Origin of the sequence: Nissabacter archeti (assembly GCF_018257325.1) — a bacterium.
Classification (GTDB): Bacteria; Pseudomonadota; Gammaproteobacteria; order Enterobacterales; family Enterobacteriaceae; genus Chimaeribacter; species Chimaeribacter arupi.
The window spans coordinates 166,282-184,311 of record NZ_JAERKB010000009.1; the positions used below are offsets into that span (position 1 = coordinate 166,282).

Consider the following 18,030-nt stretch of genomic DNA (forward strand, 5'->3'; position numbering starts at 1 on the left):
CATGGCCTCCTTTCTGATACTTTTCCTGTGTTTAAAGCTGTCATAAAAATGTCATTTTTCTCACTGATGTTAATTTAGTCACATCATTCTGCAGGGCTTGTGAAGCACGTGGTGAGATGATATTAGTGTTAATTCGGACTTGCACAGCGGTTTATTCTTCAGGCGTCAGTGTTGTTAACGCTTTGTTTTTGGTTTTTTGATTATCACAGAAGCCTGGGTCAGGAAGATTTCCTGGTTATAGTGTAAGTTATTGTATTTAGTAGATTTATTTAGATTTCGCGGTTTGTTTCCAGTCCTTTCCGGTCTGGGTGCCTTTTGTTAAAAGAGAAATGCTTAACATTTCTGTAAATTAGATTGGCACAACATTTTCGCTTCTGATAATTTTTCGAACCCACCTTGTGTGCAGACCTTTTCGGACAACAGCAGTCTCTTTTGGGCAATGGCAGGTTCATTCAGCCAATTCAAACAGGCAGGCCTGAAATTTGCTAGTTAACACGTCTTATGTGATCTAATTAAAACAGAGGGAGGAGAGTGTGGCAGTGATCTCATTATTGTTTAACCCTGCCCGTGCAGCCATGTTTGCCGCGTTGGCCGGTGCTTTACCTGTTCCCATGTTGTTTGCTGCCGACGTTCCGGCATCTGTGGCGCTGGCTAAACAGCAGAGCATCGTGATTAATAATGGCTCAGAAGTCTCTTCCCTGGATCCGCAAAAAATAGAGGGTGTGCCTGAATCGAATATTATTCTCAACCTCCTTGAAGGCCTGGTTGAGACGGACGCCAACGGCCACATTGTGCCGGGTGTGGCAGAGCGCTGGGAAAACAGCGGTTACCGGATCTGGACATTCCATCTGCGTCAAAACAGCCGCTGGAGTGACGGTACGCCGGTCACGGCTGAAGACTTCGTCTATAGCTGGCAGCGCCTGGTCGACCCAAAAACAGCCTCACCTTACGGCAGTTACCTGCAATTCGGCAAAGTCGACAATATTGACGACATTCTGGCCGGTAAAAAAGCGCCGGATACATTGGGCGTCAAGGCACTGGATGCAACAACGCTGCAGGTGACGTTAAGTGCGCCGGTGCCTTATTTCGTCTCACTGCTGGCGAATACATCCCTTAAGCCGGTCAAGCGGTCAGTGATTGAAAAGTATGGCGAACGCTGGACCCAGCCGGAGAATTACGTCGGCAATGGGGCCTTCCGCCTGAAAAAGTGGGTGGTGAATGAGCGCATTGAACTTGAGCGCAGCCCCACCTACTGGAACAACGGTAAGACGGTGATTGAACACGCGACCTTCCTGCCGATCTCCTCGGAAGTGAGCGACGTTAACCGTTACCGCAGCGGCGATACCGACATCACCAGCAGTGCGATTCCCCCCACCTTATTCCCGATGGTGAAAAAAGAGCTGACGACCCAGCTGCATGTCAGCCCGCTGCTGTGCACTTTTTACTATGAGCTGAATAACCGCCGCCCACCATTGAATGATGCGCGTGTGCGTACCGCGCTGAAAATGGGGCTGGACCGCCAGATCATCACGGAAAAAATCATGGGGCAGGGGCAGATCCCGGCCTATGGCCTGACGCCGCCTTACACCGCAGGTGCCGGGTTTACCGCGCCTGCCTGGGCCGGCTGGAGCCAGCAGCAGCGCAATGCCGAAGGGCGCAAATTACTGGCGGAGGCCGGGTTCACTGCCCAGAACCCGCTGAAAGTCGCGCTGCTCTACAACACGTCTGATCAAAACAAACAACAGGCGATTGCTGCCGCCTCAATGTGGACGAAAAACCTGGGCGCGCAGGTCACCCTGCAGAACCAGGAGTGGAAAACCATGCTGGAAACGCGCCGCCAGGGTAACTATGACATTGCCCGCGCGACCTGGTGCGCCGATTACAACGAGCCGTCAAGTTTCCTCAGCATGGCGATCTCGACCAGCAGCAATAACACCATGTTCTATAAAAGTGCGGCGTTTGACCGCCTGATGGCGCAGTCACTGACCGCCCCGGATGACGCAGCCCGCCATGCCCTGTACCAGCAGGCAGAGAATCAGCTGGACAGCGATTCCGCGGTGGTGCCGGTCTATTACCGCGTCAGCGCCCGGCTGGTGAAACCCACGGTGGGCGGTTTTACCGGCAAAGACCCGCAGGACCTGACGGATTTGAAGAATTACTACCGGATCCAGCCCTGAACCGGGCTTCCTGTCATAAGAATCAGGGGTAGTGCCCTTACTCAGGGCGGTACAAAGTGAGCCACTGCGGTGCGGCCTCCGTTCCGGCCCATCCGCAGTCACACTCCGTTCGCGGAGCAATCCTGCCGTTTGGCGGCGGGTTCATAATAAAAAGTGGAGTTAAAAAGAGAATGACCAACATCACGAAAAAAACAGGGCTGGCCGTCGCGGTCATGGCAGCGATGGGCATCAGCAGCGCGTTTGCGGCTGAGGTGCCGGCAGGCGTCCAGCTGGCAGCGAAACAGGAGCTGGTACGTAACAACGGGTCGGAAGTGCAATCCCTTGACCCGCATAAAGTGGAAGGGGTGCCGGAATCCAACGTCATCCGTGATTTGCAGGAAGGGCTGGTCAACACCTCAGTCAAAGACGGCAGCGTCACGCCGGGTGTGGCAGAAAGCTGGGATAACAAAGACTTCAAAGTCTGGACGTTCCACCTGCGTAAAGACGCCAAATGGTCGAACGGCGAGCCGGTGACGGCAGAAGATTTCGTGTTCAGCTGGCAGCGCCTGGCCGATCCGAAAACCGCTTCACCGTATGAGAGCTACCTGCAATATGGTCACATTGCCAATATTGATGACATCATCACCGGCAAAAAAAGCCCGGATACGCTGGGCGTGAAAGCCATTGATGACCACACCCTGGAAGTCACCCTGACCCAGCCGGTGCCGTATTTCGTTAAAATGCTTTCCCATACCTCGATGAAACCGGTCAATAAAAAGGCCGTGGAGAAGTTTGGCGACAAATGGACGCAACCGGAAAACTACGTCAGCAACGGCGCTTACAAACTGAAAACCTGGACGGTCAACGAGCGCATCGTGCTGGAGCGCAACCCGCAATACTGGGATAACGCCCATACGGTGATCAATCAGGTCACCTACCTGCCGATCTCCTCGGAAGTCACCGACGTTAACCGCTACCGCAGCGGTGAAATCGACATGACCTACAACAACATGCCGATTGAGCTGTTCCAGAAACTGAAGAAAGAGATCCCGAACGAGGTGCATGTTGACCCGTATCTCTGCACCTACTATTACGAAATCAATAACCAGAAAGCCCCGTTCAATGACGTGCGTGTCCGTACCGCGCTGAAACTGGGCCTGGATCGTGACATCATCGTCAATAAAGTGAAAAACCAGGGCGATCTGCCGGCCTACGGCTTTACCCCGCCGTACACTGACGGCACGGAAGGCAAGCTGACCAAGCCGGAGTGGTTCACCTGGACGCAGGAAAAACGCAACGAAGAAGCCAAAAAACTGCTGGCAGAAGCGGGCTACGGCCCAGGCAAACCGCTGAGCTTTGACCTGCTGTATAACACCTCTGACCTGCACAAAAAGCTGGCGATTGCCGCCTCGTCCATCTGGAAGAAAAACCTGGGCGTCAACGTGAAGCTGGAGAACCAGGAATGGAAAACCTTCCTGGATACCCGTCATCAGGGGACGTTTGATGTGGCACGTGCCGGCTGGTGTTCTGATTACAACGAGCCGACCTCGTTCCTGAACATGTTACTCTCCGACAGCAGCAACAATACTGCCCATTATAAAAGTGAAGTATTTGATAAGCTGATCGCAGATACCATGACGGTGAAAACGGACAGCGAGCGCGCCGACCTTTACCAGAAAGCGGAAGCACAACTGGATAAAGACTCCGTGCTCGTCCCGGTCTACTACTATGTTAACGCACGTCTGGTGAAACCTTACGTCGGTGGCTATACCGGTAAAGACCCGCAGGACAACGTCTACGTTAAAGACCTCTACATTATTAAACACTGAGTGACACACTGAGTGCAACGGGCAGGCCCTGAGCCTGCCCGCTTATCATAATGAAGAGAGTGAGCTGTCGTTATAAAGCCGTTTTTGCGGCTTAAGAACAGGTATGGGCAATGTTAAAGTTTATTTTCCGTCGCTGTCTGGAAGCCATTCCGACACTTTTTATTCTGATCACCATCTCGTTCTTTATGATGCGTCTTGCGCCGGGCAGCCCGTTTACCGGTGAGCGTAATCTTCCGCCCGAGGTGATGGCCAATATTGAGGCGAAATATCACCTCAATGATCCGATGTACAAACAGTATTTCAATTACCTGGAGCAACTGGCCAAAGGCGACTTCGGCCCGTCCTTTAAATACAAAGACTACACGGTGAATGACCTGGTGGCGGCGTCCTTCCCGGTATCCGCCAAACTGGGGCTGGCCGCCTTTGTGCTGGCGGTGGTGCTGGGGGTCACGGCCGGTGTCATTGCCGCGCTGAACCAGAACACCAAATGGGATTATACCGTGATGGGGTTCGCGATGACCGGCGTGGTTATCCCGAGCTTTGTGGTGGCGCCGTTGCTGGTGCTTATCTTCGCCATCACGCTGAAATGGCTGCCGGGCGGGGGCTGGAACGGCGGGGCACCCAGATTCATCATCCTGCCGATGGTGGCGTTATCCCTGGCGTATATCGCCAGTATCGCGCGCATCACCCGCGGGTCAATGATTGAGGTGCTGCACTCCAACTTCATCCGCACCGCCCGTGCCAAAGGGCTGCCGATGCGCCGCATCATCCTGCGCCACGCGCTGAAGCCGGCGCTGTTGCCGGTGATGTCCTACATGGGCCCGGCCTTTGTCGGCATCATCACCGGGTCAATGGTGATTGAAACCATTTACGGCCTGCCGGGTATCGGCCAGTTGTTTGTGAACGGCGCCCTGAACCGTGACTACTCCCTGGTGCTGAGCCTGACCATCCTGGTGGGCGGGCTGACGATTCTGTTCAACGCGATTGTTGACGTGCTGTATGCCGTTATCGATCCGAAAATCCGTTATTAACGCTGGAGCACGCTCATGATTGTCAGTAAGAAAAACAGCGACGCTCTGGAAAGTTTCAGTGAAAAGCTGGAAGTGGAAGGGCGCAGCCTGTGGCAGGACGCCCGCCGTCGTTTTATGCATAACCGTGCCGCGGTCACCAGCCTTATCGTGCTCTGCCTGATTGCGCTGTTCGTGGCGCTGGCCCCGCTGTTCGCGGCCTTTACCTATGATGACACCGACTGGAACATGATGTCCGCCGCGCCGGATATGGCCTCCGGCCACTATTTCGGCACGGACTCCTCCGGGCGTGACCTGCTGGTGCGGGTGGCGATTGGCGGCCGCATCTCCCTGATGGTTGGGGTGGCAGCGGCGCTGGTGGCCGTGATCGTCGGGACGCTGTACGGCTCGCTTTCTGGTTACCTCGGCGGCAAAACCGACTCCGTGATGATGCGCCTGCTGGAGATCCTGAACTCCTTCCCGTTTATGTTCTTCGTCATCCTGCTGGTGACCTTTTTTGGTCAGAACATCCTGCTGATCTTTGTGGCGATTGGCATGGTGTCATGGCTGGATATGGCACGTATTGTGCGCGGCCAGACCCTGAGCCTGAGACGCAAAGAGTTCATCGAAGCGGCGCTGGTGGGTGGGGTCTCTACCCGCAATATCGTGCTGCGCCATATTGTCCCGAACGTGCTGGGCGTGGTGGTGGTGTATGCCTCCTTGCTGGTGCCGAGCATGATCCTGTTTGAGTCCTTCCTGAGCTTCCTGGGGCTGGGCACGCAGGAGCCGTTGAGCAGTTGGGGGGCACTGTTAAGCGACGGTGCCAACTCCATGGAAGTTTCACCCTGGTTGCTGCTGTTCCCGGCAGGTTTCCTGGTTGTCACTCTGTTTTGTTTTAACTTTATCGGCGATGGCCTGCGTGATGCCCTCGACCCGAAAGATCGTTAAGGAGTGCAATCATGAGCACCATTACTGTCAATAATCCGGCGGCAAGCCTGCTGGATGTCAAAGACCTGCGCGTGACCTTCAGCACACCGGACGGTGACGTCACGGCGGTCAACGATCTTAACTTCGACCTGCGGGCCGGTGAAACGCTGGGCATTGTCGGGGAATCCGGCTCCGGCAAATCCCAGACAGCATTTGCCCTGATGGGCCTGCTGGCCGGCAACGGCCGGATCGGCGGTTCGGCAAAACTGAACGGGCGGGAGATCCTGAACCTGCCGGAAGCACAGCTCAACAAACTGCGCGCCGAAGAGATCGCCATGATCTTCCAGGATCCAATGACCTCACTGAACCCCTACATGCGGGTCGGCGAACAGCTGATGGAAGTATTGCAGCTGCATAAAAAGATGAGCCGCCGCGAGGCGTTTGATGAGTCGGTACGGATGCTGGATGCGGTGAAAATGCCGGAAGCGCGCAAGCGTATGGCCATGTACCCGCATGAGTTTTCCGGCGGGATGCGCCAGCGGGTGATGATCGCCATGGCGCTGCTCTGCCAGCCCAAACTGCTGATTGCCGATGAGCCGACCACCGCACTTGACGTGACGGTTCAGGCGCAGATCATGACGCTGCTGAACGAGCTGAAACGCGAATTCAACACCGCCATTATCATGATTACCCACGATCTGGGCGTTGTGGCCGGTATCTGTGACAAAGTGCTGGTGATGTATGCCGGGCGCACCATGGAGTACGGCAGCGCGCGGGATGTGTTCTACCAACCGACGCACCCGTACTCTATTGGCCTGCTGAATGCGGTGCCGCGCCTGGATGCCGAAGGCGAAACCCTGATGACCATTCCCGGCAACCCGCCCAACCTGCTGCGTCTGCCGAAAGGCTGTCCTTTCCAGCCGCGTTGCCCCTATGCGATGGAGATCTGTTCTAACGCGCCGCCGTTGGAACGCTTTGGTGATGGGCGCCTGCGCGCCTGCTTCAAGCCGGTGGAGGAGTTGGTATGAACAGCATCGCTGAAAAGAAAGTGTTGCTTGAAGTGGCCGATCTGAAAGTGCATTTCGACATCAAAGACGGCAAACAGTGGTTCTGGCAACCGCCCAAAACCCTGAAAGCGGTAGACGGCGTGACCCTGCGGCTGTTCGAAGGGGAGACCCTGGGCGTGGTGGGGGAGTCCGGCTGTGGTAAATCGACGTTTGCCCGGGCCATTATTGGCCTGGTGAAAGCCACCAGCGGGCGGGTCGCCTGGCTGGGGAAAGATTTGCTCGGCATGAACGAGGCCCAATGGCGTGAAACCCGCAGCGATATTCAGATGATCTTCCAGGACCCGCTGGCCTCACTGAACCCGCGGATGACCATCGGTGAAATTATCGCCGAGCCGCTGCGGACTTATTACCCCAACATGCCGCGCGCCGAGGTCAAAGACAAAGTCAAAGCGATGATGATGAAGGTAGGGCTGCTGCCTAACCTGGTTAACCGCTATCCCCATGAGTTCTCAGGCGGTCAGTGCCAGCGCATCGGCATTGCACGCGCGCTGATCCTGGAGCCGAAACTGATCATTTGTGATGAGCCGGTTTCGGCACTGGATGTTTCTATCCAGGCGCAGGTGGTCAACCTGTTGCAGAAACTGCAACGGGAGATGGGGCTGTCGTTAATCTTTATCGCCCACGATCTGGCCGTGGTGAAACACATTTCTGACCGGGTGCTGGTAATGTACCTGGGGCATGCGGTGGAGCTGGGCACTTATGATGAGGTGTACCATAACCCACAGCATCCTTATACCCGCGCATTGATGTCGGCAGTGCCGATCCCTGACCCGGACAAAGAGAAACTGAAGGTTGTCCAATTGCTGGAAGGGGATTTGCCGTCACCGATTAACCCGCCTTCGGGGTGTGTCTTCCGTACCCGTTGCCCGATTGCCGGGCCGGAATGCGCGCAGACCCGGCCGCTGCTGGAAGGCAGTTTCCGCCACGCGGTTTCCTGCCTGAAAGTTGACCCTCTGTAACCCCCCGTGTTGCCGTGAAGCTCAGACACCGCGCCGGTTGCGCGGTGTTTTTTTATGTCCTGCGTCTTCCGGCTTCACCCTCCGGCCCGTTTAGCCGTGAATACGCTGTCAGGGGACGTCACGCCTCTTGTAGTTACAACATACTATATAGACCCCCGTCATACTCTCCGGCAACTGTGACAAACTCAGCATCGCAATGTCTTACAGGGTGGAACGGGCAGGCGCAGAGGGTGAGGGCATACGGACCGTCAGGTCACAGCGGAAACGTCAGCACAGCGAGGGTTAAGGCAACAGCAAGGGTTAAGGCAACAGCGGCAAGGGGAAACAGAGAAATAAGCGCAGCCGCCAGGAGAAAGCTCAGGCAACCGCAAACAGCCAGGAACATCCGCAGGGGGCAGGCTGACGCCTGCCGCACGGAGTCAGGGCCGTTACTCTTTCCAGAGGATGTGGCAGAACTTGTGATCTTTTTCGCGGCAGATCAATACGCGGGCGAACACATCATTGATCGGCTCACCATCGGCATCGGCCAGGCCAATCACCACCTCGGCAAAAAAGTCCGGGTTCAGATCGAGATCAACATGTTCGTTCCAGTCTTCAGCCGGGTCGTACAGCTCTGCGCCACCGCGTTCTTCGAACTGAAGATTGAACAGCAGCACATCCGCAGGATCCAGGTTCTCGGTCGCCAGCTCCAGAAAAATATCGTAGGCCTGTTCCAGCGTTTCATCTTCCGTCAGGCGGTTATTCAGATCCATAGAGAATCCCATTAACAAAGTGGGGGAACGTGCAGCATAGCATGAGCCGCCGCACTCCTTTTTAAAACCTTTTTCTCTCTGCCGGCCATTATTCTGGCGGCACGCCGGCCTGCCTGGCCGGCGCCCCGTTTTTTACAGCAGCGGGCTGAAAAAGTAAAACAACCGCTCAACGATCCGGTGCCACAGTGGCCGGTTCAGCCATTTTTTGCCATTTAACAAGGTCGAGCGCGCGATGTAATCTTCCTGCACCCTGGCCAGATCGGCCCCAAAACCATCATCATCGATGACCAGCGTAATCTCAAAGTTAAGCCACAAACTGCGCATATCCAGGTTGACGGTGCCCACCAGGCTCAGCTGGCCATCCACCAGCACGCTCTTGGTGTGCAGCAGCCCGCCCTCAAACTGATAGATATTGACGCCCGCTTCCAGTAACTCATTGAAGAAGGCCCGGCTGGCCCAATCCACCAGCATGGAGTCATTCTTGCGCGGCACAATGATGCTGACTTCCACCCCGCGCTGGGCGGCGGTACAGATGGCATGCAGCAAATCGTCACTCGGCACGAAATAGGGCGTGGTCATGATCAGCTGTTCACGTGCGGAATAGGCTGCCGTCAGCAGCGCCTGATGGATCATCTCCTCAGGGAAACCGGGGCCGGAGGCGATCACCTGGATAGTGTGCCCGCTCTCCTGCTCAAACGGCATAATGGTCGATTCCGGCTCCGGCGGCAGAATACGCTTGCCGGTTTCGATCTCCCAGTCACAGGAGTAGACGATGCCCATCGTTGTGGCGACCGGCCCCTCCATGCGTGCCATCAGGTCAATCCACTGGCCGACGCCTGAATCCTGCTTGAAGTAGCGCGGGTCCACCATATTCATGCTGCCGGTGTAAGCCACATAGTTATCGATCAACACCACTTTACGGTGCTGGCGCAGGTCCATGCGGCGCAGGAACACACGGAACAGGTTCACTTTCAGCGCTTCCACTACTTCGATGCCGGCATTGCGCATCATGGCCGGGTAGGGGCTGCGGAAAAATTGCAGGCTGCCGGCCGAGTCGAGCATCAACCGGCAATGGATGCCGCGGCGGGCCGCCGCCATCAGCGATTCCGCTACCTGATCCACCAGTCCGCCCGGCTGCCAGATGTAAAACACCATCTCAATATTATGGCGCGCCAGTTCAATGTCGCGGATCAGCGATTTCAGGGTGTCATCACAGGTGGTCAACAGCTGCAACTGGTTGCCTTTCACCCCCGGCACGCCCTGGCGGCGCTCGCACAGCTGAAACAGCGGCAGGGCCACTTCACTGTGCTCCGTGGCAAAAATATCCTTGGATTGTTTCAGTTCACTCAGCCAGCGGGCCGTGGCGGGCCACATCGCCTTGGCCCGTTCTGCGCGGCGTTTCCCCAGGTGCAGCTCCCCGAAGGAGAGATACGCCACAATCCCTACCAGCGGCAGGATGTAGATAATCAGCAGCCAGGCCATGGCCGACGGCACTGCCCGGCGTTTCATCAAAATCCGCAGGGTGATCCCGGCAATCAGTAACCAATAGCCAAATACCATCAGCCAACTGATCACTGTATAAAATGTTGTCATAAGGGCGAAAAATCCTGTTCGCAAGCCGTTTTACTGAGTTTACGCAGAGTTAACGAAAGGTGAAACCTTTTGTCCCACATAAAGCGGCGCAAAGTGATCAGACCTCCGGGCACGGTGGGCGTCACGCCGCGTATGCCGGGGGCTGCGGGAAAAGACTGAGAAAAAGCAGGGAATTAGCGCAGCATTTTTAGACTTGGATCACAAAATGAAATCCCTATAATGCCCCTGTCACCCCAGAACTGAGAAATTATTGTCATGAAACGCACCAGAAATGAAGTGGGACGCTGGCGGATGCTGCGTCAACAGCAACGCCGCCGCAGCCGTTGGCTGGAGGCGCAATCGCGTCGCTACCGGCACATCTACCGGATCCGTGCGGTAAACCACCATCAGCTGCTGCGTCGCATGGTGCTTAATGCGGTGAATTACTGAGAAAACAACAGTCCCTGACGGGACTGTTTTGCTTTCAGGGCCAGGCTGCGTGAAACAGGCCCGCCTGCTTAAAAGGTGCGGCGGAACGGCTTCACCACCACTGACTTATAAATCCCGGCGGCAAGATAAGGCTCGGCATCGGCCCAGGCCTGCGCGTCAGACAGCGAATCAAATTCCGCAATAATCGTGGAACCGCTGAACCCGGCCTCGCCCGGATCGTTGCTGTCGATGGCCGGATGCGGCCCGGCAACAATCAGGCGCCCGGCATCATGCAAGGCCTGTAAACGTGCCAGATGTTCCGGCCGGGCAACCTGGCGTTTGGCCAGCGTGTCAGGATGATCTTCGCAATAGAACAGATAGAGCATATTTCACCTTTCAAATCATTAAGCTGCACAGGGTTCTACCATAGCTGAAAATCGGGGGCGGCGGGAAGGGATTAACGTGCGCTCTGCCGCGCCAGGGCAGCCGGCTCACGTTAACAGAACGTAACTTCTGTAGGGTTAATTTTCCTCTTCTGTTAATAACTTGCTGAAAAAATAAGATTTATCGTTTTTTTAGCGACGTAAGGCAGAAGAGTTTCCTGCTGCTTATTGAATATGATTGCTATTTGCATTTAAACTTGCGGCTTCAGAGGAAAATGAATCATTATGCCGCCAAAAACCTTCTCATTTGCCCGCAGGATATCGCTCCCGGTTGTGCTCTCGGTTGGATTGCATAGTGCCGTGGTGGGCGGTTTGCTTTACGCCTCCTTTAATCAGGAGGTCACCTTGCCGCCTAAGCAGGAAGCACCGATCAGCGTCACGATGGTGAACCCGGCGGATTTTGCGCCGCCGAAAGCCGTGGAGCCGCCGCCGCCGGTGGAACCGGAGCCTGCACCGCCGGAACCGCAAGCAGAGCCGGAGCCGGAACCTGAGCCGCCGCCCCCGCCGAAAGCGGTGACCATTGAGAAGCCGAAGCCAAAACCGGTTGAGAAAAAGGTTGAAAAACCAAAACCGAAACCACGGCCAAAAGAGGTGGTGAAACCCGCAGAGCGGCAGGAAAAACCGGACGCTTCCCCGTTTAAGCAGACGGCCAACACGCCGTCACCGGCAAAATCAGCCCCGGCCGCGGCCGCGCAGCCAACAGTGGCCCAGGGGCCGCGTCCCTTGCAGCGCGGCCAGCCGACTTACCCCCAACGTGCGTTTGCGCTGCGGCTGGAAGGGCGGGTTAAAGTCCAGTTTGATGTGGAGAGTGACGGCAGCGTCGGTAACGTGCGCATCTTGTCTGCGGAGCCGCGCAACATGTTTGAGCGCGAAGTCAAACAGGCGATGCGCAAATGGCGTTACGAAGCGAAGCCCGGTAAAGATCTGGTGGTAACCATTGTGTTTAAAATCAATGGCGGCAGCAGCATCCAGTAAACGAAAAAAAGCCACGGCGCAGGCCGTGGCTTTTTGATGGGGCTCAGAGCTGGAACCGGTCAGCTGTCGCTGCCGACGCGGAAATTATCCTTCCCGGCGGGCAACTGGCGGGACTTGCCCTGATCGTCCACCGCCACGTAGGTAAACACCGCCTCGGTGGCGCGGTAGCGCTGGCCCAATGGCTCAGACGACACCTTCTTCACCCACACTTCCACATTGATGGTCATCGAGCTGCGCCCGGTACGGATACAGCGCGCATAGCAGCACACCACATCACCCACTGCCACCGGCTTCAGGAAGGTCATGCCGTCCACGCGCACCGTGACGACCCGGCCTTCGGCGATCTCTTTGGCCTGGATCGCGCCGCCCATGTCCATCTGCGCCATCAGCCAGCCGCCGAAAATATCGCCGTTGGCGTTGGTGTCTGCCGGCATCGCCAGCGTACGCAGCACCAGCTCGCCGTTGGGTAAACTCTGTTTTTCACTCATGGGATTGCTTCACACTAAGAAAGTAAATCCCTGCCGGACCGGCAGGGGCAGGCCACTTATTTTTTAGGCTCTTGCGGGTGTTTCTGGTCATCCGGCATATGGCGGTAGATATAGAGGCCGCTCAGCAGGGTAAACACCAGCGTCAGCGCCGTCAGGCCAAACACCTTGAAATTCACCCAGACGCTCTGCGGCAGCCAGAACGCCACATAGATGTTAGCCAGGCCACACAGCAGGAAGAACAGCGCCCAGGCACTGTTGAGCCGGTTCCAGACGCTGTCCGGCAACGTCAGCTCTTTCCCCAGCATCCGCTGGATCAGCGGCTTGCGCAGCACCCACTGGCTTATCAGCAGCGCCAGGGCAAACAGCCCATAAATCACCGTGACTTTCCATTTGATAAACAGATCGTCATGGAAGACCAGCGTCAGCGTGCCGAACACCGCCACCATCGCGAAGGTGATCAGCGTCATTTTTTCAACTTTACGGTATTTCACCCAGGTGAAAACCAGTGCCAGCGCGGTCGCCGCGATCAATGCGCCGGAGGCGGCGTAAATGTCATACAGCTTGTAAACCACAAAAAACACAACCAGTGGAAGAAAATCCAGAAACTGCTTCATACATTATTCCATGTTAAACCGATTGGCCGACTATACCGGATTCAGCGGGGCGTGTGTACCACCGGCCGGGCGCGCAAACGGTGCCGGGCAGGCAGAAAAAAGGGCACCCGCAGGTGCCCTTGCCATTCCATCCTGGTTACTTGCGTAACAGCATATAGAGACGGAACAGGTAGACAAGCAGCATGGCCGAGACCACGTTGCTCAGCGCCGTCAGCACCACGGTTGCCACCGTCGGGGTCAGGGCCGTGAGGTGGCTGACCAGAAACAGCAGCAGCAATTTGGCCGCCAGCCACAGCATCATCGCCGGGACAACCAGACGGATGTTGGCGTAAGCCAGCCGCGCACTGAGGCGCAACGCGCCCATTACGCCGACCCGCTCACTGGCAACAATCACCGGGGCCAGTGACACCGCAATCGCAATCAGCACACCCGGCAGGATAAACAGCATCATGCCCAGCTGAATCAGCAGGGTACAGATGAACATCAGCAGCAGCATACGCGGCAGAATCGGGGCCGAGGCCCCAATGGCCCGCAGCGCGCTGGTGGGCTGACGTTCAGACACCAGCCGGATCAGCGTCAGCATCCCGCCCGCCAGCAGCACATTGCCCACCAGCGCGGAGAAGGTCGCCGCCGCAGACACCTTCAGCAATACGATCTGCTGCTCCGGTGTCATCTGCTGGATAATCTCCTGCAGCCCCATTCCGGCCGTCGAGGCCAGGTCACTCTCCGCGTTGGCCAGAATGTTGAGCTGGTCGGCATCCGGGATAAAGGCCTGGTTCAGCAGCACGGTAATAAATGCGGTCAGCAGCGCCAGCAGCAGGATACTGGCCAGCTGGTTACGCATAAAGTTGAAACTGTCACGGTACAACGTACTGGCCGTGATGGGCATGGAAACTCCTTGGCAACAATCAAAATCACAATAAGACACTGATTGTAACCTGTTACGTGGCTGTGTGGCACCCCGCATCCGGCATTGCCGCCGGCAGCAGGCTGACCGGCACCACCGGGAGCGGCGGCAGGCCATAGCGCGCCCGCGCCCGGTCGCACGCCTCATTGGCGACACCGTTTTCACCAGACTGATCAAACTCCCGGCACGGGGTGGGCCGGTTAAGGTAAATGGAACAGGAGACTGACTGGCCTATCTCGCCCTCAAGGGCCGTGCAGCGCGGCGATTTACTGTTGGTGCCTTGCATACAGCGGAGAAACGGGGTGAGAGGTTCCGTGCGGTCAACCGGTACCAGCCCGCCGCCGTCTTCGGCTTCGGCCCAATAAAAGGAGACACGGAAATAGGCGCAGCACGCGCCACAGCTAACGCAGGGATTAAGGGATTCGCTCATCTTGATTACCCACCGACTCCTTACGGTTTCGAACCAAAAACACGGGGAAAGAGCACGTTACTCACGGCCCCGTTTTTTGGCAACAGAAATTTCAGGCCGGAAAAAGCGCCGATAAAAACAGGTGTTTTTGATCTGGATCAATTCATTGCTTTTTAATGTATCCGGGTAAATTGATCGGGATGGAATCCTCATCTTTTCAATGCAATGATGCGCGCCTATACGAAATATGAATGTAAAAACCATAAACATTTCTCACGGAAATATATTCAGGCAAAGGAGAGGAGAATGAACAAGGCATCCTGGGTTTTGCTGGCGGCAGCGGCACTGCCGGCCATCGCGTCGGCGCATCAGGCAGGGGATTTCATCGTGCGCGCCGGAACCGCCACGGTGCGGCCAACGGAAGGGTCAGACAATGTGCTGGGGCTTGGCCCTTTCGATGTGGATAACAACACCCAACTGGGGCTGACCTTCAGCTACCTGGTGACCGACAACATCGGCGTTGAGTTGCTGGCGGCCACGCCGTTCAAACATAAAATTGGCCTGCAATCCACCGGCACCCTTGCCGAAGTCAAGCAACTGCCGCCGACCTTGATGGCGCAATACTATTTCGGCAGCAAACAGGACGCGCTGCGCCCCTACCTGGGCGTCGGGGTGAACTACACCACCTTCTTTGACGAGAAATTCAACGACACCGGCAAAGCGGCGGGCCTCAGCGACCTCAGCCTGAAAGATTCGTGGGGCATCGCCGGGCAGGCGGGGCTGGACTATAACCTCAATGAGCACTGGCTGCTGAACATGTCGGTCTGGTGGATGAATATTGAAACCAAGGCGCGCTTCAATGCCGGGGATGCCCACCAGAGTATCGACACCCGCATCGACCCGTGGGTCTTTATGTTTGGTGCCGGTTACCGCTTCTGAGAGGCCGCGTTTCATCAGGCAGAAAAAGGCGCACCGGGGTGCGCCTTTTCTGTTTCTTTACGGCAAAACGGCTATTTGATCTGCATCGCGTTCTCTACCGAGCGTACACCGGTCACTTTACGCGTCACCTGAACGGCGCGGCTGGCGTCGGCCATCGAGCTGACGAAGCCGCTCAACTGCACCCGGCCTTTAAAGGTTTCGACATTGATCTCGGTCGATTTCAGGGTGTCATCCGCCAGCAGGGCAGATTTCACCTTGGTAGTGATGACCGTGTCATCCAGGTAACCGCCGGTGCCTTCCGATTTTGCCGTCGGTGCGCAGGCAGACAAGGTCAGCGCAACCATCAGCGCCATACACAGTGCAGATAAGGCTTTGACTATCTTCATGTCCACTCTCCATGCCAAATAAAGGAATCATCCTTTGCCACAGCCAATCGGCCGTTACGGGCGCAGGTTCAATCAGTTTGGTGCATAGATGAGGGTTAGACAAATCCAGCGGGGAAATAAGCAGCACAAATAACGCCTTACCGCACGAAACGGTAAGGCGTGGGGGATCAGGCGCGGGTAGCGGCTTTCATGTCAGTGACGAAGGTGGCCAAACGGCGCAGCATCTCCTCCGGCTGCTCATGGTACTGCTCGATGATGCGTACGATGGCAGAGCCGGAGATCGCCCCGGCGGCCCCGGCATTCAGCGCGTCCCGCACCTGTGACGGCTCGGAGATGCCGAAGCCCTGCAACGGCGGCGCGGCCTGGTATTCGGTCAGCTTGTCGATCAGGTGCCCAAGCGGCAACTGGGCGCGCTGCTCGGTGCCGGTCACCCCGGCGCGTGACAGCAGGTAGGTGTAACCGCGGCCGTGGGCAGCCACCTCGCGCAGCAGGTCATCATCGGCATTCGGCGGGCAGATAAAGATCGGCGCGATGTTGTGGCGCAGGGCGGCCGCGCGGAACGGCGCGGACTCCTCGATCGGCACATCCGCCACCAGCACCGAATCCACGCCCACCTCGGCGCAGCGCTGGTAGAAAGCATCAATCCCTTTGTGGAACACCAGGTTGGCGTACATCAGCAGGCCAATCGGGATGTCCGGGTGCTTTTCGCGGATCGCCGCCAGCATCTCAAAGCAGCGGGTCGGCGTCACCCCGGCGGCAAAGGCGCGCAGGGCGGCATTCTGGATCGTCGGGCCATCCGCCAGCGGGTCAGAGAACGGGATGCCCAGTTCCAGCGCATCGGCCCCGGCTTCCACCAGCGTGTCGATAATCGCCAGCGAGAGTTCCGGGTTCGGGTCGCCAAGGGTCACGAAGGGCACAAACGCGCCTTCCCGGCGGGCGGCCAGCGCCGCAAAACGTTGCTGATAGCGTTCCATCAAATCTCTCCCCGTGCTTTCAGAATGTCATGGACCGTGAAAATATCCTTGTCGCCGCGGCCGGAGAGGTTCACCACCAGCAGTTGCTCTTTCTCCGGGTTCTCTTTAATCATTTTCAGCGCATGGGCCAGCGCATGGGAGGACTCCAGCGCCGGGATAATTCCCTCGCTGCGGCAGAGCGCCTTGAAGGCGTCCAGCGCCTCCTCATCGGTAATCGAGACATACTCGGCGCGGCCGATGCTGTTCAGGTAGGCGTGCTGCGGGCCGACGGACGGGAAATCCAGCCCGGCGGAGATAGAATAAGACTCCTCAATCTGCCCCTCTTCAGTCTGCATCATCGGCGCTTTCATGCCGAAATAGATGCCGACGTGGCCATGCTTGAGCGGTGCGCCATGCTGGCCGGACTCAATGCCCAGCCCGCCCGGCTCTACGCCTATCAGCGCCACCGATTCCTCTTCGATGAAGTCGGCAAACATGCCGATGGCATTGGAGCCGCCGCCCACACAGGCCAGCACCGCATCCGGCAGGCGGCCCTCTTTTTCCAGCACCTGCGCCTTGGTCTCTTCGCCGATCATCCGCTGGAACTCACGCACAATGGTCGGGTAGGGGTGCGGCCCGGCGGCGGTGCCCAGCATATAGTGGGCATTCTCATAGCTGGCAGACCAGTCGCGCAGCGCCTCATTGCAGGCATCTTTCAGCGTGGACGAACCGCTGTGCACCGGGATCACCTCCGCGCCCATCAGCCGCATCCGGAACACATTGGGGGACTGGCGGGCAATATCTTTCGCACCCATATAGATGCGGCACTTCAGGCCAAGCAGGGCGGACGCCAGTGCCGACGCCACGCCGTGCTGCCCGGCACCGGTTTCGGCAATGATTTCGGTTTTGCCCATCCGCTTCGCCAGCAAGGCCTGGCCCAGTACCTGGTTGGTTTTGTGCGCGCCGCCATGCAGCAGATCCTCACGCTTCAGGTAGAGCGTGGTACGGGTACCGGCCGTCAGGTTGCGGCACAGCGTCAGGGCGGTCGGGCGGCCGGCGTAGTTTTTCAGCAGGTCAAAAAATTCAGCCTGAAAAGCCGGGTCGCGCTGGGCGCTGACAAACGCCTCTTCCAGCTGTTTCAGTGCGGGCATCAGAATCTGCGGCACATACATCCCGCCGAACTCACCAAAGTAGGGGTTAAGTAATGTCATTCTTCGC

General features: G+C 57.1%; 19 protein-coding genes. 9 read left to right on the forward strand and 10 right to left on the reverse strand.

Going from position 1 to position 18,030, the window contains the following annotated elements; genetic code table 11:
* Positions 1–575: 575 nt before the first annotated feature.
* From JK232_RS14570 to oppF, 6 genes are all read left to right on the forward strand, one after another.
* Positions 576–2,177 carry an ABC transporter substrate-binding protein gene (locus JK232_RS14570; RefSeq protein WP_212589351.1) on the forward strand — a complete coding sequence of 534 codons (1,602 nt, stop codon included), beginning with the start codon at positions 576–578 and terminating at the stop codon, positions 2,175–2,177.
* Positions 2,178–2,347: 170 nt separating this feature from the next.
* Positions 2,348–3,985 carry an oligopeptide ABC transporter substrate-binding protein OppA gene (oppA, locus tag JK232_RS14575; RefSeq protein WP_072930795.1) on the forward strand — a complete coding sequence of 546 codons (1,638 nt, stop codon included), beginning with the start codon at positions 2,348–2,350 and terminating at the stop codon, positions 3,983–3,985.
* Between the two features lie 110 nt (positions 3,986–4,095).
* Entirely contained in the window at positions 4,096–5,016 is a 921-nt protein-coding gene (gene oppB / locus JK232_RS14580; RefSeq protein ID WP_072930793.1) for an oligopeptide ABC transporter permease OppB, read from the forward strand.
* 15 nt (positions 5,017–5,031) lie between these two features.
* On the forward strand, positions 5,032–5,940 hold the full coding sequence (gene oppC, locus JK232_RS14585) for an oligopeptide ABC transporter permease OppC (protein ID WP_072930779.1): 909 nt from the start codon (positions 5,032–5,034) through the stop codon (positions 5,938–5,940).
* Between the two features lie 11 nt (positions 5,941–5,951).
* Positions 5,952–6,947: an ABC transporter ATP-binding protein gene (gene oppD / locus JK232_RS14590; RefSeq protein WP_101833715.1), complete on the forward strand. Its 996-nt coding sequence runs from the start codon at positions 5,952–5,954 to the stop codon at positions 6,945–6,947.
* Complete coding sequence (gene oppF / locus JK232_RS14595) at positions 6,944–7,945, forward strand: murein tripeptide/oligopeptide ABC transporter ATP binding protein OppF (protein ID WP_072930774.1); 1,002 nt, start codon at positions 6,944–6,946, stop codon at positions 7,943–7,945. Before oppD ends, oppF begins: the two co-directional genes overlap by 4 nt.
* Before the next feature lie 428 nt (positions 7,946–8,373).
* On the opposite strand, the gene JK232_RS14600 is transcribed toward oppF, so the two are convergent.
* Entirely contained in the window at positions 8,374–8,697 is a 324-nt protein-coding gene (locus tag JK232_RS14600; protein ID WP_072930772.1) for an HI1450 family dsDNA-mimic protein, read from the reverse strand.
* A gap of 132 nt (positions 8,698–8,829) precedes the next feature.
* Entirely contained in the window at positions 8,830–10,290 is a 1,461-nt protein-coding gene (cls, locus tag JK232_RS14605; RefSeq protein ID WP_072930770.1) for a cardiolipin synthase, read from the reverse strand.
* A 255-nt stretch (positions 10,291–10,545) separates the two neighbouring features.
* On the opposite strand from cls, the gene JK232_RS14610 reads away from it, so the two are divergent.
* Complete coding sequence (locus JK232_RS14610; protein ID WP_139300324.1) at positions 10,546–10,719, forward strand: YciY family protein; 174 nt, start codon at positions 10,546–10,548, stop codon at positions 10,717–10,719.
* A gap of 68 nt (positions 10,720–10,787) precedes the next feature.
* Here the strand turns inward: JK232_RS14610 and JK232_RS14615 are convergent, their stop codons facing one another.
* Positions 10,788–11,084, reverse strand: a complete 297-nt coding sequence (locus tag JK232_RS14615; protein WP_101828655.1) for a YciI family protein — start codon at positions 11,082–11,084, stop codon at positions 10,788–10,790.
* Positions 11,085–11,366: 282 nt separating this feature from the next.
* Here JK232_RS14615 and JK232_RS14620 point away from each other — a divergent pair, with 282 nt between their 5' ends.
* Positions 11,367–12,116, forward strand: a complete 750-nt coding sequence (locus tag JK232_RS14620) for an energy transducer TonB (protein ID WP_101828656.1) — start codon at positions 11,367–11,369, stop codon at positions 12,114–12,116.
* Between the two features lie 59 nt (positions 12,117–12,175).
* On the opposite strand, the gene yciA is transcribed toward JK232_RS14620, so the two are convergent.
* The 4 genes from yciA to JK232_RS14640 all read right to left on the reverse strand — a co-directional run bounded on the left by yciA (position 12,176) and on the right by JK232_RS14640 (position 14,555).
* The gene (gene yciA / locus JK232_RS14625) at positions 12,176–12,604 is read right to left on the reverse strand and encodes an acyl-CoA thioester hydrolase YciA (RefSeq protein ID WP_072930764.1); all 429 of its coding nucleotides are present in this window, start codon (positions 12,602–12,604) and stop codon (positions 12,176–12,178) included.
* A 56-nt stretch (positions 12,605–12,660) separates the two neighbouring features.
* Positions 12,661–13,218 carry a septation protein A gene (locus tag JK232_RS14630; protein WP_072930762.1) on the reverse strand — a complete coding sequence of 186 codons (558 nt, stop codon included), beginning with the start codon at positions 13,216–13,218 and terminating at the stop codon, positions 12,661–12,663.
* A 136-nt stretch (positions 13,219–13,354) separates the two neighbouring features.
* Entirely contained in the window at positions 13,355–14,107 is a 753-nt protein-coding gene (locus JK232_RS14635) for a YciC family protein (protein ID WP_072930760.1), read from the reverse strand.
* 52 nt (positions 14,108–14,159) lie between these two features.
* Positions 14,160–14,555 (reverse strand): YkgJ family cysteine cluster protein, encoded by a 396-nt coding sequence (locus JK232_RS14640; RefSeq protein ID WP_072930758.1) that lies wholly within the window; start codon positions 14,553–14,555, stop codon positions 14,160–14,162.
* A 285-nt stretch (positions 14,556–14,840) separates the two neighbouring features.
* Between JK232_RS14640 and ompW the strand changes: the two genes are divergently transcribed.
* The gene (ompW, locus tag JK232_RS14645; RefSeq protein ID WP_072930757.1) at positions 14,841–15,473 is read left to right on the forward strand and encodes an outer membrane protein OmpW; all 633 of its coding nucleotides are present in this window, start codon (positions 14,841–14,843) and stop codon (positions 15,471–15,473) included.
* Between the two features lie 71 nt (positions 15,474–15,544).
* Here ompW and JK232_RS14650 read toward each other — a convergent pair whose 3' ends face one another.
* From JK232_RS14650 to trpB, 3 genes are all read right to left on the reverse strand, one after another.
* Entirely contained in the window at positions 15,545–15,859 is a 315-nt protein-coding gene (locus tag JK232_RS14650; protein ID WP_072930756.1) for a BON domain-containing protein, read from the reverse strand.
* Positions 15,860–16,026: 167 nt separating this feature from the next.
* Entirely contained in the window at positions 16,027–16,833 is an 807-nt protein-coding gene (gene trpA, locus JK232_RS14655) for a tryptophan synthase subunit alpha (protein WP_101828657.1), read from the reverse strand.
* Entirely contained in the window at positions 16,833–18,023 is a 1,191-nt protein-coding gene (trpB, locus tag JK232_RS14660; RefSeq protein ID WP_072930745.1) for a tryptophan synthase subunit beta, read from the reverse strand. Before trpB ends, trpA begins: the two co-directional genes overlap by 1 nt.
* Positions 18,024–18,030: the final 7 nt, after the last annotated feature.

What these genes read in the sequence shown, in the direction of transcription:
- JK232_RS14610 (WP_139300324.1), top strand. Translation starts at nt 10,546, where the DNA reads ATGAAACGCACCAGAAATGAAGTGGGACGCTGGCGGATGCTGCGTCAA.
- trpA (WP_101828657.1), bottom strand. Translation starts at nt 16,833, where the DNA reads ATGGAACGCTATCAGCAACGTTTTGCGGCGCTGGCCGCCCGCCGGGAA.
- cls (WP_072930770.1), bottom strand. Translation starts at nt 10,290, where the DNA reads ATGACAACATTTTATACAGTGATCAGTTGGCTGATGGTATTTGGCTAT.
- JK232_RS14615 (WP_101828655.1), bottom strand. Translation starts at nt 11,084, where the DNA reads ATGCTCTATCTGTTCTATTGCGAAGATCATCCTGACACGCTGGCCAAA.
- trpB (WP_072930745.1), bottom strand. Translation starts at nt 18,023, where the DNA reads ATGACATTACTTAACCCCTACTTTGGTGAGTTCGGCGGGATGTATGTG.
- JK232_RS14635 (WP_072930760.1), bottom strand. Translation starts at nt 14,107, where the DNA reads ATGCCCATCACGGCCAGTACGTTGTACCGTGACAGTTTCAACTTTATG.
- oppF (WP_072930774.1), top strand. Translation starts at nt 6,944, where the DNA reads ATGAACAGCATCGCTGAAAAGAAAGTGTTGCTTGAAGTGGCCGATCTG.
- JK232_RS14650 (WP_072930756.1), bottom strand. Translation starts at nt 15,859, where the DNA reads ATGAAGATAGTCAAAGCCTTATCTGCACTGTGTATGGCGCTGATGGTT.
- JK232_RS14620 (WP_101828656.1), top strand. Translation starts at nt 11,367, where the DNA reads ATGCCGCCAAAAACCTTCTCATTTGCCCGCAGGATATCGCTCCCGGTT.
- JK232_RS14570 (WP_212589351.1), top strand. Translation starts at nt 576, where the DNA reads ATGTTTGCCGCGTTGGCCGGTGCTTTACCTGTTCCCATGTTGTTTGCT.
- JK232_RS14630 (WP_072930762.1), bottom strand. Translation starts at nt 13,218, where the DNA reads ATGAAGCAGTTTCTGGATTTTCTTCCACTGGTTGTGTTTTTTGTGGTT.
- JK232_RS14640 (WP_072930758.1), bottom strand. Translation starts at nt 14,555, where the DNA reads ATGAGCGAATCCCTTAATCCCTGCGTTAGCTGTGGCGCGTGCTGCGCC.
- JK232_RS14600 (WP_072930772.1), bottom strand. Translation starts at nt 8,697, where the DNA reads ATGGATCTGAATAACCGCCTGACGGAAGATGAAACGCTGGAACAGGCC.
- oppD (WP_101833715.1), top strand. Translation starts at nt 5,952, where the DNA reads ATGAGCACCATTACTGTCAATAATCCGGCGGCAAGCCTGCTGGATGTC.
- ompW (WP_072930757.1), top strand. Translation starts at nt 14,841, where the DNA reads ATGAACAAGGCATCCTGGGTTTTGCTGGCGGCAGCGGCACTGCCGGCC.
- oppA (WP_072930795.1), top strand. Translation starts at nt 2,348, where the DNA reads ATGACCAACATCACGAAAAAAACAGGGCTGGCCGTCGCGGTCATGGCA.
- oppB (WP_072930793.1), top strand. Translation starts at nt 4,096, where the DNA reads ATGTTAAAGTTTATTTTCCGTCGCTGTCTGGAAGCCATTCCGACACTT.
- yciA (WP_072930764.1), bottom strand. Translation starts at nt 12,604, where the DNA reads ATGAGTGAAAAACAGAGTTTACCCAACGGCGAGCTGGTGCTGCGTACG.
- oppC (WP_072930779.1), top strand. Translation starts at nt 5,032, where the DNA reads ATGATTGTCAGTAAGAAAAACAGCGACGCTCTGGAAAGTTTCAGTGAA.